The following is a 12,975-nucleotide window of genomic DNA, read 5'->3' as shown; positions in this document are numbered from 1 at the left end:
ACCATGAAGATCCGCAACATGAAGAAGACGACGAAGGTGGCCCTGGCCCTGTGCGCCACGCTGGGGCTGGGCGGATGCGACCTCGAGGTGCCGGACCTGAACCGTCCGAGCGTCGAGTCGCTCGAGGAGACCCCGACGCGCTCGGGCGTCATGGCCGCCGCCACGGGTCTGCTCGTCGACACCCGCACCGGCATGGCCACCCAGAACGGCTACGTGGCCCTGCTCGGCGTGCTCGGCCGCGAGGCGTACGTGATGGACACCGCGGACCCGCGCTACATCAGCGAGATGCTGGCCGGCAGCGGGTTGGATCCGGGCAGCCCCGCCTTCGGTGGCAGCTTCTGGACCAACCCCTACGCCAGCATCCGTGACGCCAACACGCTGCTCAACGCGGTGGACAAGGTGACGGGCGTCACCGATGCGGAGAAGGAGGCCATCCGCGGCTTCGCCAAGACGATCCAGGCCCTGGACTTCCTGGTCGTCATCAACACCCGTGACACCAATGGCGCGCCCATCGACGTGAACCGCAAGCTCGGTGAGCCCCTGCCGCCCATCGAGTCCAAGGAGAAGGTGCTGGAGCACATCGCCGGGCTGCTCGACCAGGCCAGGGCGCACCTGCTGGCCGCCGGGGACACGTTCCCCTTCCCGCTGAGCAGCGGGTTCGAAGGCTTCGGCAAGCCCGACACCTTCATCAAGTTCAACCGCGCGGTGAAGGCGCGGGTGGACGTGTACCGGAAGGACTGGCCCCAGGCGCTGACCGACCTGAACGACTCGTTCATCGACGACGGCATCGCCGCCGACCCCAAGCTGCTCGACCTGGGCGTCTACCACGCCTTCGGGACGGGCTCGGGCGACACGCAGAACCAGCTCAACGACGCCGACATCTTCGTGCACCCGTCCATCGCCGCGGGCGCCGAGAAGCAGGCGGACGGGACGACGCCGGATGCCCGCGTGGGCCGCAAGGTGAAGAAGGCCAAGGAGGTGCGCAGGTGGCAGGGCGTCGAGTCCGACCAGGTCTTCGCGCACTACCCGGAGGCCGTCTCGAAGCTGCCCATCATCCGCAACGAGGAGCTCATCCTCCTGCGGGCCGAGGCCTACATCCAGAGCGACAAACTCCCGGAAGCCCTGGCGGACATCAACCTCATCCGCGTCAACTCCGGCAAGCTGGCGCCCATCACCGAGGAGCTCAGCAAGGACCTCCTGGTGGCCGAGCTGCTCAAGCAGCGCCGCTACTCGCTGCTCTTCGAGGGCGGGCACCGGTGGATCGACATGCGCCGCTACGGGAAGCTGACCGAGCTGCCGCTCGACGTCTCGGGGCACCGCGTCCACACGGAGTTCCCCATCCCCATCGGGGAGACGAAGGCTCGCGGCGGCGGCAACTAGTCCACGGCTGACGCTTCGAAAAGAAGACGGGCGGGCACCTCCACGAGGTGCCCGCCCGTTGTACTTCAGGGGTCCTGCTCGAGGCTCACTGCACCGCGAAGATCAGGTCGTCGCGGTCATCGTAGGCGCCGGTGCTGCACGTGGAGGCGCTGCCCTGGTAGCGGAAGTTGGCGCGGATGGCCTGCAGGGTTCCGGTGGGCAGCGTGTACGTGGCGGAGATCGTCTGCGCGCCGGTGCCGCTCGGCTTGTACGAGCCGATGAGCGTCCAGCTCGGGGTGTTGGCGTTGGCCGTGTAGTACAGGTCCAGCGTGTCCGCCGTGGTGGAGTAGGCCCACACCTTGGCCTCGATCTTCACCTGCTTGCCGGCGGTCAGCTTCGTGCCGTCCACCGAGGACACCTTGAGGGCGTCGTTCGACTCGTCGGAGTGGTAGGTGCCCGAGGTGCCGTCCGCGCAGGTGGACTTGATGGTGTTGGGCGCGTTCGACTCGGGGCCGCGGCTGGCGCGGCCGTTGAGCAGCGTGCCCGAGTCGCAGCCGATGCCCACCGTGGCGCACTTGGGGGCCTTGAGCGTCGCGTCGTAGGTCGCCACGGGGATGGTGGTACCACCACCGTCACCGCCCGTGGGAGGCGGGGTGTTGCCCGTCGTCGCGCCCTTGGCCACCTCACCCAGGAAGGCCACGGCGAGCTTGGCGAACTTCACCGAGTTGGCCGCGGTGCCGCCCATGTAGGTCAGCGTGTCGCCCGTGGTGTGGATCTGCGGGTTGTCCGTGCTCATCGTCGCCTCGAAGGGCATCGTGGCCGGGTAGCCCGCGCTGTTCCACGAGGCGTGGTCCGAGCAGCCGTAGCCGCAGGTGATGTTGGTGTAGGTCAGCCCCGGCAGGTACGTGGTGATGAGGCTGGTGGTGAGGCTGTTGAGCGCGGCGTTGGTGTTGTCCGTCACCATGCCGAAGTCGTAGCTGGAGCCCTTGTAGTTGGTCATGTCCAGCTGCAGCACGCCCACCACGTTCACCGCGCTGTTCTTGTACGAGTTGGCGATGGCGGACGAGCCGTACAGACCGACCTCCTCGGCGGCGTAGGCCATGAACTTCACCGTGCGCGCCGGCTTGTAGCCATTGGCGACGGCCGAGCGGAAGGCCTCGGTGAGCGAGGCGACGCCCGAGGCGTCGTCATCCGCGCCCGGCGCCGCGCCGGTGGAGCTGCTCTGGTTGATGGAGTCCAGGTGCCCGCCGATGACCACCACCTCGTCGGGCAGCGTGGTGCCCTGGATGGTGGCGATGACGGACGGCTGCAGCCAGGAGTGCGTGAAGAAATCCACCGAGATGTCGGTGCGCCCGTTGGCGATGGTGGTCCACTGGCTCTTGAGCCACGTGGCCGCGTCCGCGCCCGACTGCACGTTGTAGCGGCGCGTCGTCCAGTTGGTCGACAGCGAGTTGATGGTGTTGCGGATGTTGAGCTCCTGCACGGAGCCCATCATCGCGTTCACCGACGGACCGTTGTTGATGTTGTAGGAGATGAGGCTGGCCGCCAGGGACTGCTGCGGCGCGCTGGCCTTCTCCACCGCCGCCAGGGCCTCCGCCTCCGACTCATGGGCGATGAAGCCCGCGCACCGGTTGAGCTTGTCGTGCATGGCCCCCGCGAGCTTGTCGATCTGCGACTCGCGCATGCGCAGCACCGCCACCCCTCCCTTCTCCCGCACCGCGGCGGGCAGCTCCGCACCCTGCGACCGGAACGAGGCGCGCATGGGCTCCAGCGCGTCCGAGCCAATGGTGATCCACACCTCCTTGTCCTTCGGGGCCTCCGCGAAAGCGGGGGTGGCGGCGCAGGCGAGCCACACTGCGACCGGACCGAACTTGCTCATCGCCATGAACTTCTCCTCGGCACTGGGTGCTTCTTCGTGGGGGGCCGCGAGTCGGGTCAGTCCCGGCTCGCGGGAAAGCCTGTCTAATCAGGCTGGACGAGAACTTATTGTACGCAGGGCGTCTCCGGAAATAACCTATAGTGTAGGATTCCAGACTGGACAGAGAGCGCCACGAGACACCTCACTGGAGGGGGTGACCTTGGGCGTCACTTGTAGAGATCCGCCTTCCGGAGGCTGTAGGAGGTGTCGGATATTAGCTCCACCCCCGCTCCGAACCACCTGGGGAGTAGGGCCCAACGCCTGGCCGGATGCGAAGCGGCGCGGCTGCGTGAGGCCCACCCGGCGATGCCGCGCACGGCCGCGCATTCGTGGTAGCACGGGCCACGGGCCGGACTTCCCCGGCACCGCGACAGGGTTGCAAGGATGCAGCAGGCAGGAGAGGCGCTCTTCGTTCACCCAGGGCTGAGGGTCCGGCCGTGCGAGTGGGGCTATGGCGTCTTCACGGACGAGCCCATTCCCGAGGGGACCATCATCGAGGAGTGCCACTACCTGAAGGTGCCCTTCCGTACCGTGCGCACCTCCGCGCTCTCGGACTACGTGTTCAACATCGAGTGGGGTCCGCACGAGGAGGACCGGGGCGGGGAGTGGGTGTCGATCGTGATGGGGTTCGGGATGATCTACAACCACGCGCAGGAGCCCAACGTGTCGTACTACCGGGGCTACCAGAAGGGGGCGGCGCCCAAGGACGTCTTCACCTTCTACGCCCTGCGCGACATCGAGCCCGGCGAGCAGCTGTGCATCAGCTACGGCGAGAACTGGTGGAAGACGCGCGGTCAGGAGATGCCCTGAGAGCCTCGGGCCTGTTGCTTGTCGCTCCTTCGGGGCCCGTGACATAAACCGGGCATGCGCATTGGACGACTAGGTCTCTTGAGTGTGGCCACGCTGATGACCGCGTGCCCGGGGTCGGATCCTGAGCCCGCCCCCAAGCAGTACCGGGTGGGCGGCACCATCAACGGCCTCTCTGGAAGTCTCACCCTCCAGCTCAACGGAGAGCAGCGCCTCACCCGCACCGCGGATGGGCCGTTCTCGTTCGAGACGCCGCTGGTGGACGAGAGCAACTACGCGGTGACGGTGGCCACCCAACCCCCGGAGCAGCAGTGCACGGTGCAGGGTGGGACGGGCAAGGTGTCGGGCGCGGACGTGAGCTCCGTCCAGGTGAGCTGCGTGGCGAGTACGTACACGGTCGGGGGCACCGTGCAGGGCCTGGGCGGCACGCTCGAGCTCAAGCTCGGCGACGAGGTGCTCCGGGTCACCCAGGAGGGCGGCTTCACCTTCACGACGAAGCTGGCGAAGGGCGGCGCGTACGCGGTGAGCGTGGCCACCCTGCCCCAGGGCCAGCGCTGCTCCGTGTCGAACGGGAGCGGGACGGTGGCCGGCAACGTGGCGGACATCTCCGTCCGGTGCACCTACTGGTACGCGCTGGACAACTTCCAGGCGGCCAAGGTGGTCATCGGGCAGGACGACTTCACCAGCGATGCCCCCAACCGGGAAGGCGACCCGGGCGCGAACACCCTGAACGGGCCCTGGGGCAATCCGACGTTCGCCAGCGGCCGGCTCTACATCCCGGACCAGGGCAACAACCGCGTCCTCGGCTTCAACGGAGTGCCCGCGGCCAATGGCGCGCAAGCGGGCTTCGTCCTCGGACAGCCGAACTTCACGAGCGCCGTGACCGGTATCGGGCAGTCGGGCGTCGGGCACCCGGAGGGCCTCTCCAGCGACGGCAGCCGGCTGGCGGTGGCGGACCTGGACAACAACCGCGTCCTCCTCTACAGCGCGCTCCCCGCGAGCACCGGGGCCATGCCCACCACCGTCATCGGGCGGGTCAGCTTCGCCGACGTGGAGCCCAATCCTCCCTGCGACTCGAGGTCGATCCGCGGCCTGGAGGACGTGTTCATCGGCCACGGGAAGCTGGTGGTGGCGGACAGTGGCCACAACCGTGTCCTCATCTGGAACACGATTCCCACCACGAATGGAGCGCCGGCCGACCTCGTCCTCGGGCAGGGCTCGTTCACCACGTGCACCGAGAACGACGCGGATGGTGACGGCACGCGGGACGCCACCCCCTCCGCCTCCACGCTGTGGCTCCCCACCGGCGTGTGGACGGACGGCACCCGCCTGGTGGTGGCCGACTACGTGAACAACCGCGTCCTCGTCTGGAACAGCTTCCCGACCCGGAACGGCCAGCCCGCGGACGTGGTGCTGGGTCAGCCGGATTTCACCTCGCGTGAAACGGCCACCTCCGCGAGCCAGATGAACTCGCCCTACTTCATCGCCGCCACCGGGCTGCAGCTCTTCGTGGTCGACAACCAGAACCACCGGGTGCTGGGGTGGAACCAGTTCCCCACCACCAACGGCGCCCCGGCGGACCTCGTCCTCGGACAGGCGAACTTCAACTCCGCCAATCAGCAGGACCCCGCCACCGGGACCACGAGCGCCCGGAACCTCCGCAGCCCGAGCGGATTGCTCCTGGCGTGGCCCCACGTGGTGGTGTCGGACTACGGCTCCAACCGCGTCCTCGTCTTCGAGAGCCGTTGAGCTCCCCGCCCGCCCGCCTGCCCTCCAGCGGGGCAGGTGGGCTGGCCCAGGCGTCACACACCCTCGGAGCGGCTCCCCACCCGCGGATGAGGACCCTTCTGGTGGCCACGCATTATGCGATCTCCCGCGTCCATGTATGATCATGGACACTGGTGAGGAAAAAAGAGGATGGGAGCGGAAGCTCCGTGTTCCGGAGGAGTTGCCGGCGCCCTCTCGTGTTCCCCCCGGTTCGTGAATGCTTCGTAGGGAACGTGGCCGCACATGAAGAACAACCAAGTGGCAGCCGTGAGCGGAGACCTCGACGAGCGGACGCAGGCCGCCGACGTGGAGTCGCTCTTCAATCCTCCCGCCCCGGTGGAGGAGCGCTCCCAGCCCAACACGTGGGATGGTCCCTCGGGAAGCTCCACGGGCCCCACGTTCGAGGACACGGCCTCCCTCGGGCCGGAGAACGGGCTCAAGCCCGGCGCGCGCATCCAGCACTACGAGCTCATCCGCGAGCTGGGCAGCGGCGGCATGGGCACCGTCTTCCTCGCGCGCGACACGCGGCTGGGCCGCCGCGTGGCCATCAAGTTCCTGCACACCCAGGACGCGGACCTCACCAAGCGCTTCATCCTCGAGGCCCGGGCCACCGCGCGCTGCAGCCACGAGAACATCGTCATCATCTACGAGGTCGGTGAGTCCCAGGCCGGCCCGTTCATGGTGCTGGAGTTCCTCCAGGGCCAGCCGCTGACGAAGCTCATGGGCGGCCAGCGCCTGCCGCCCGCGCGAGCGGTGGAGCTGATGGTTCCGGTGGTGCGGGCCCTGGCCTGCGCTCACGAGCAGGGCATCGTCCACCGCGACCTCAAGCCCGAGAACATCGTCGTCACGGACACCGGCGGCATCAAGGTGCTCGACTTCGGCATCGCCAAGGTGCTGCAGGGCGACGACCAGGAGGCCCCCGCGCCGGGCGGACAGCCCCGCCTGCCCAACATCGCGGAGCTCGGTGAGGACGTCTCCAACCTCACCCGCCGCGGCGCCATCATGGGCACCATGGCGTACATGTCCCCGGAGCAGTGGGGCATCGGCGTGCCCATCGACCACCGGACGGACATCTGGGCCGTGGGCATCATGCTGTTCCGGATGATCGCCGGGAAGCATCCGTTGGATCCGCTGCGTGGCCCGCAGCTCATGGTCACGGCGATGCTCGACGAGGCGATGCCGCGCCTGCAGACGATGGTGCCGGAGGTGCCGCCGGAGCTGGCCGCCGTCATCGACCGCTGCCTGCTCAAGCGCAAGGACGAGCGGTTCCCGGACGCGCAATCGCTGCTGCGCGCCCTGGAGCCCTTCCTGCCGGGGCGCATCAGCCGCGAGCTGCGCATCGACGAGAGCCCCTACGCCGGCCTCAGCTCCTTCCAGGAGGCCGACGCGGACCGCTTCTTCGGCCGCACCCGGGAGATCGCCGCCCTGGTCAACCGCGTCCAGGACCGGCCGCTGCTGGCGGTGGTGGGCCCCTCGGGCGCGGGCAAGTCCTCGTTCGTGCGCGCCGGCCTGGTGCCGGTCCTCAAGCGCTCCGGCAAGGCCTGGGAGTCGCTCGTCATCCGCCCCGGCCGCAACCCGCTGGCCGCCCTGGCCAACATCGTGGCGCCGCTCATGAGCTCCTCGACGACCATCGAGGAGGACATCCACGAGCAGCAGCGGCTCGTCGAGCGCCTGTACGCCGAGCCCGGCTACGTGGGCAGCGTGCTGCGCAGCCGCGCCCGGCGCGAGCGCCGCAGGATCCTGCTCTTCGTCGACCAGTTCGAGGAGCTCTACACCCTGGTGCCGGACGCCCGGGAGCGCCTGGCCTTCACCGCGTGCCTGTCCGGCATCGCCGACGACGCGACGTCGCCCATCCGCGTGGTGCTCTCCATCCGCTCGGACTTCCTGGACCGGGTGCCGGAGGACGAGCGCTTCATGGCCGAGCTGAGCCAGGGCCTCTACTTCCTCTCCTCGCCCAACCGCGAGGGCCTGCGCGACGCGCTGGTGCAGCCGGCGGAGATGGCCGGCTACCAGTTCGAGAGCACGGGCGTCATCGACGACATGCTGGAGCACCTGGAGGCCACCCAGGGCGCGCTGCCGCTGCTGCAGTTCGCCGCCACCCAGCTGTGGGAGGCCCGCGACTCCAAGCGCAGGCTGCTCACCCAGAGCGCCTACAAGTCCATTGGCGGCATCGTGGGCGCGCTCGCCACCCACGCCGACAGCGTGCTGGCCTCGCTGTCCACGCAGGAGCGCACGCTGGTGCGCGCGCTCTTCCTGCGCCTCGTCACCCCGGAGCGCACGCGCGCCATCGTGTCCCTGGACGAGCTGCGCGAGCTGACGAAGGACACGGGGGAGATGCAGCGGCTCATCGACCACCTCGTCCAGGCGCGTCTGCTCGTCGTGCAGACGGGAGGCGGTGCCACGGGCGCGACGGTGGAGATCGTCCACGAGTCGCTCCTGCACAGCTGGCCCACGCTGCGCCGCTGGCTGGACGAGGGCCAGGAGGACGCGGGCTTCCTGGAGCAGCTGCGCAACGCGGCCCGGCAGTGGCAGGCGAAGAACTTCGACGGCAACCTGCTGTGGCGCGGAGAGATGGTGGAGGAGGCGCAGCGCTTCCAGCGCCGCTATCGCGGGGAGCTGCCACAGCTGCAGCAGGACTTCCTCGAGGCGGTCTTCTCCCAGGCGAAGAAGGGCAAGCGGCTGAGGCGGGCGCTGCTCATCGGCGCCACGACGTTCCTGGGGCTGCTGGTCATCGCCGCGGCGGTGGCGCTGGTGGTCATCCGCAACGCGCAGCGGGAAGCCGAGCGCCAGGCGAAGGTCGCGCTGGCGGCCGAGGCGACGGCGCGCAGTGCCGAGTCCACGGCGCGCACCGCCGAGGCGGAGGCCAAGCAGCGCCTGGCCGAGGTGCAGGCCAAGGAGCTGGAGCGACAGAAGGCGGAGGAGGAGGCGCGCCAGGCCCAGCAGGCGGCGGAGGCCGCCAGGGCCGAAGTGGAGCGCACCAACAACGAGCTGCTGGCCGCGCTCGAGCGGGCCCAGGAGGCGCAGATGCGCGCCAGGGGCGCCAAGAAGCGCGCCGAGCAGAGCGCCGAGGAGGCGCGCCTGGCCAAGGAGGACGCCATCAAGGCCGCGGAGAAGCTCGCCAACCTGCTGCGCCGCGAGCAGGACCGCGTCCAGCGTCTGCAATCGCAGCTCGGCAGTCCGGTCATCGAGGTCCTGAAGTGAGACGAGCCGTGAGAAGGGTGATGAACAGGTCCAAGATCGCTCTCGCCGTATCGGTGGCGCTCCTGACGCTGTGGGCGGTGCCCGCGGAGGCCCAGCGCCCCAGCGGCGCCCGGCAACGGACGGGCTCCGCGAAGACAGCCGCCGTCAAGCAGTCCGGCGCCAAGAGCCGCTCCCGGGTCAAGCCGAAGCCCGACGCCGTGGAGCCGCCCGCCGCCGAGCCGCCCATCGCCGAGCTGCCCGCCGCCGAGCCACCCGTCGCCGCCCAGCCCTCCACGCTCGATGCCCCCACGGCGGACACCGCGGCCGAGCCGCTCCGCGAGCGCCCCTGGGCCAAGGGCGTCCCGAAGGAGAAGCAGGACAGCGCGCTCGAGCTCTTCCGGGAGGGCAACACCCTGCTCAAGGAGTCCGTCTTCGTGCCGGCCGCCGACAAGTACCGCAAGGCGCTCGCGCTCTGGGACCATCCGGCCATCCACTACAACCTGGCGCTGGTGCTGATGAACCTGGATCAGCCCATCGAGGTGCACGAGCACCTGGTGGCGGCGCTGCGCTATGGGCCGGATCCGCTCGAGAAGGAGAAGTTCGAGTACGCCCGCAACTACAAGACGCTCATCGAGAAGCAGCTCGCCCGGGTGGACATCACCTGTGAAACGCCCGGGGCCACCGTGACGATGGACGGCCAGACGCTGTTCACCGGACCGGGGCGCTACGCGGGGCTGGTGCGGCCCGGCGCGCACAGCATCGTCGCGACCCTGCAGGGCTACGCGACCACTGACCAGAGCCGCACGCTCCTCCCCGGCGAGACGACGACGCTGGACATGAAGATGCTCAAGGCCGATGAGCTCATCCGCTACCGCCGGAGGTGGGCCGCCCCGATGCCCTGGCTGGTGATGGGCGCGGGCGTGGCCGCGGCGGCGGGCAGCGCCTGGGTCCACCTGCAGGCCCGCGACAACATCGACGCCTTCTCCGCGGGTATCACGGAGTGCGGCGGCTGCAAGCCGACCCCGGATCTCGCCTCCACGCTCAGCCGCGGCAACCTGCTGCAGAACGCCGCCATTGGCGGGTACGCCGTGGGCGGAGCCGCGCTCATCACCGGCGCGGTGCTCGTCTATCTCAATCAACCCCAGCCCTACCGCATCGACGACCCCAGCCAGCCCGTGGAGAAGGAGAAGGTGAGCGTCACACCCCTCCTCGGCGGTGGTTCGGGTGGCGTGCTGGCCACGTTCCGTTTCTGAGGTCCACGATGAGACGAGAGCCTCTTTCCCTGGTTCGCTCCGGCCACCTCGCCACGCTCGCGCTGGTGTTCCTGGCCCTTCCCCTCCTCTCCGCGTGCTTCGAGCCCACCACCGTGGCCTGCCCCTCGGGGCTCTATTGCCCCGCCGGCCAGAAGTGCGCCGCCAAACAGGAGGTCTGCCTCAAGACCGACTGTGGCGACGGCATCATCCAGGCCGGCGAGGTCTGTGACGACGGCAACATCGTCGACGGTGATGGGTGTAGCCGCACCTGCACGTCGAACGAGATCTGCGGCAACAAGGTGGTGGACATCGCCGCCGGTGAGAAGTGCGACGATGGCAACACCGAGAGCGGAGACGACTGCAGCTCCGACTGCCGGTCCAACGAGGTGTGTGGCAACAGCGTCGTGGACACGGCCGTGGGCGAGGTGTGCGACGACGGCAACACGCGCTCGGGCGACAACTGCAGCGCCGACTGTCTGTCCGCCGAGGTGTGCGGCAACGCCATCATCGACACCGCCAAGGGCGAAGTCTGTGACGACGGCAACAACGAGAGCGGTGATGGCTGCAGCGGCAACTGCAAGTCGAACGAGACGTGCGGCAATGGCTTCACGGACACCGCCAAGGGCGAGGTGTGCGACGACGGCAACAACGTGAGCGGCGACGACTGCAGCGCCGACTGCCGGTCCGACGAGACGTGCGGCAACAACATCATCGACGACATCCGCGGCGAGGTCTGTGACGACGGCAACAACATGAGCGGCGACAACTGCAGCGCCGACTGCCGCTCGAGCGAGGGTTGCGGCAACGGCGTCCGCGACCCGGAAGAGGAGTGCGACGCCAAGGGCGAGTCGGCCACCTGCAACGCCAACTGCACGCTGCGCCGCTGCGGCGACTCCATCCTGAACCGGACGGCCGGGGAGCAGTGCGACACGGGCGGCGAATCGGAGACGTGCAACAGCAACTGCACCGCGGCCGCCTGCGGCGATGGCATCGTGAACACCACCGCCCATGAGCAGTGCGACATCGTCGGCGGCGGTGACACCACCAGCTGCGACAGCGACTGCACCATCGCCTACTGCGGTGACAACCGGGTCAACCCCGTCCGAGGCGAGGTGTGCGATACGGGGGCTCGGAACACCGCGACGTGCAACGCCGACTGCACCCCCGCCGCTTGCGGCGACAGGTTCCTCAACACGGCGGCCAACGAGGTGTGCGACGAAGGTCCGACCTCGCCCACTTGCGACCCCGACTGCACGCCGGCGCTCTGCGGTGACCATCTCGTCAACATCTACAGGGGCGAGAAGTGCGACGACGGCAACACCCGGAGCGATGACGACTGTCTCGACACGTGCCAGCCCAACGTCTGCGGCGATACCATCGTCAATGTCTCCGGCCCCGCGCACCCCGAGGCCTGCGACGACGGCAACACCACGACCGAGACCAGTTGCCCCTATGGCACCGCGACCTGCGACAAGTGCTCCGCGGACTGCAAGACGCCCCTGCTGAACCTCCAGGGCAACGTCTGCGGTGACGGCTCGAAGGATCCGAGTCCGGCCAACGAGGCCTGCGACGACGGCAACACCACGACCGAGATCAATTGCCCCTACGGCACCGCGACCTGCAACAAGTGCTCCGCGGACTGCAAGACGCCCCTGCCGAACCTCAAGGGCAACGTCTGCGGTGACGGCTCGAAGGACCTGGATCCGGCCAACGAGGTCTGCGACGACGGCAACACCCTCAAGGAGACCGCGTGCAGGTACGGTGTTTCGGACTGCAACCAGTGTGATTCGGACTGCAAGACGGTCCTGGTGCTCAAGGGCAACGTCTGCGGAGATGGAGTGAAGGACACGAACCCGGCCAACGAGATGTGTGACGACGGCAACATCAGCGCCTGCGGCACCTGCAGCTCCGACTGCAAGACGAAGACGCTCGCGTACGCCACCGGCACCATCACCGCCGTGGCGAGCTCCGGCATCCAGGATGGCCAGACGTTCACCATCAGCGACGGCATCAACCCGCCCATCACCTTCGAGTTCGACAGGAACAGCAGCCACAACAGCTCCCGGGTCCCCGTCCCCGTCTCGAACAACACGCCGTCGGATCAGATCGCCCTGGGCATCGTGACCGCCATCAATGGGGTGACCGACCCCTTCGAGATCAAGGCCACGTCCAGTGGGAACGTCGTGACCCTCACCCACAAGCTGGAGGGGTCCATCGGCAACCAGGCCATGACCGAGACGGTCCAGGACAGCAACTTCAAGGTGAACGGGATGAAGAACGGCGGAGGCTACGACTGCTCGGAAGGCACGAAGTGCACGGCTGACGCGGACTGCGAGCGCGGCCTGGAGTGCGTGGACAACACCTGCGCCACGCCTCCGGCTCCTGCTCCGTAGCACCGAGCCGGGATGAAGCCGCCGGCGCGGCCTGGCGCTCCTCGAGAGAGTGAGCCAGGACGTGGCCGGCGGTTTCGTTTCGTGCACCCACCGCATGATGACGGCGCGAAGGCTTCCTCGCCGCCCCGCCGGGCCGCCCGCCGCGACCACGGCCTCCGCTTACCGCTCGCTCCACCTGCTCCGCCGCCCCGGCGTCGCCCCTTCTCCCCGGCATCGCCCGTTCGAGCGCGAGGTGGGCTTCCTCCGGGTGGGGACCCCGTCCTCCACGAGCATCTGCGCCACGTCATGTCATCACCGC

General features: G+C 68.8%; 7 protein-coding genes. 6 read left to right on the top strand and 1 reads right to left on the bottom strand.

Annotated features, from left to right (window positions below):
• Positions 1 to 3 precede the first annotated feature (3 nt).
• Positions 4 to 1,380: a RagB/SusD family nutrient uptake outer membrane protein gene (locus JRI60_RS07190; protein ID WP_239470392.1), complete on the top strand. Its 1,377-nt coding sequence runs from the start codon at positions 4 to 6 to the stop codon at positions 1,378 to 1,380.
• A gap of 85 nt (positions 1,381 to 1,465) precedes the next feature.
• Here JRI60_RS07190 and JRI60_RS07185 read toward each other — a convergent pair whose 3' ends face one another.
• A complete protein-coding gene (locus tag JRI60_RS07185; RefSeq protein ID WP_204225104.1) occupies positions 1,466 to 3,244 on the bottom strand; it encodes a M20/M25/M40 family metallo-hydrolase in 1,779 nt (592 codons plus the stop codon).
• A 417-nt stretch (positions 3,245 to 3,661) separates the two neighbouring features.
• Between JRI60_RS07185 and JRI60_RS07180 the strand changes: the two genes are divergently transcribed.
• The 5 genes from JRI60_RS07180 (at position 3,662) to JRI60_RS07160 (ending at position 12,677) form a co-directional block, all read left to right on the top strand.
• Complete coding sequence (locus tag JRI60_RS07180; RefSeq protein WP_204225103.1) at positions 3,662 to 4,087, top strand: SET domain-containing protein-lysine N-methyltransferase; 426 nt, start codon at positions 3,662 to 3,664, stop codon at positions 4,085 to 4,087.
• 54 nt (positions 4,088 to 4,141) lie between these two features.
• Complete coding sequence (locus JRI60_RS07175; RefSeq protein ID WP_204225102.1) at positions 4,142 to 5,833, top strand: hypothetical protein; 1,692 nt, start codon at positions 4,142 to 4,144, stop codon at positions 5,831 to 5,833.
• A gap of 261 nt (positions 5,834 to 6,094) precedes the next feature.
• On the top strand, positions 6,095 to 9,052 hold the full coding sequence (locus JRI60_RS07170) for a serine/threonine-protein kinase (RefSeq protein ID WP_204225101.1): 2,958 nt from the start codon (positions 6,095 to 6,097) through the stop codon (positions 9,050 to 9,052).
• A 20-nt stretch (positions 9,053 to 9,072) separates the two neighbouring features.
• A complete protein-coding gene (locus tag JRI60_RS07165) occupies positions 9,073 to 10,284 on the top strand; it encodes a carboxypeptidase-like regulatory domain-containing protein (protein WP_204225100.1) in 1,212 nt (403 codons plus the stop codon).
• Between the two features lie 8 nt (positions 10,285 to 10,292).
• The gene (locus tag JRI60_RS07160) at positions 10,293 to 12,677 is read left to right on the top strand and encodes a DUF4215 domain-containing protein (RefSeq protein ID WP_204225099.1); all 2,385 of its coding nucleotides are present in this window, start codon (positions 10,293 to 10,295) and stop codon (positions 12,675 to 12,677) included.
• Positions 12,678 to 12,975: the final 298 nt, after the last annotated feature.

Origin of the sequence: Archangium violaceum (assembly GCF_016887565.1) — a bacterium.
GTDB classification, from domain to species: domain Bacteria; phylum Myxococcota; class Myxococcia; order Myxococcales; family Myxococcaceae; genus Archangium; species Archangium violaceum_B.
This window is presented reverse-complemented; position numbering and strand designations above follow the sequence as displayed.

Coding starts and splice junctions, on each gene's coding strand:
- JRI60_RS07160 (WP_204225099.1), top strand. CDS start 10,293: ATGAGACGAGAGCCTCTTTCCCTGGTTCGCTCCGGCCACCTCGCCACG.
- JRI60_RS07190 (WP_239470392.1), top strand. CDS start 4: ATGAAGATCCGCAACATGAAGAAGACGACGAAGGTGGCCCTGGCCCTG.
- JRI60_RS07165 (WP_204225100.1), top strand. CDS start 9,073: ATGAACAGGTCCAAGATCGCTCTCGCCGTATCGGTGGCGCTCCTGACG.
- JRI60_RS07175 (WP_204225102.1), top strand. CDS start 4,142: ATGCGCATTGGACGACTAGGTCTCTTGAGTGTGGCCACGCTGATGACC.
- JRI60_RS07180 (WP_204225103.1), top strand. CDS start 3,662: ATGCAGCAGGCAGGAGAGGCGCTCTTCGTTCACCCAGGGCTGAGGGTC.
- JRI60_RS07170 (WP_204225101.1), top strand. CDS start 6,095: ATGAAGAACAACCAAGTGGCAGCCGTGAGCGGAGACCTCGACGAGCGG.
- JRI60_RS07185 (WP_204225104.1), bottom strand. CDS start 3,244: ATGGCGATGAGCAAGTTCGGTCCGGTCGCAGTGTGGCTCGCCTGCGCC.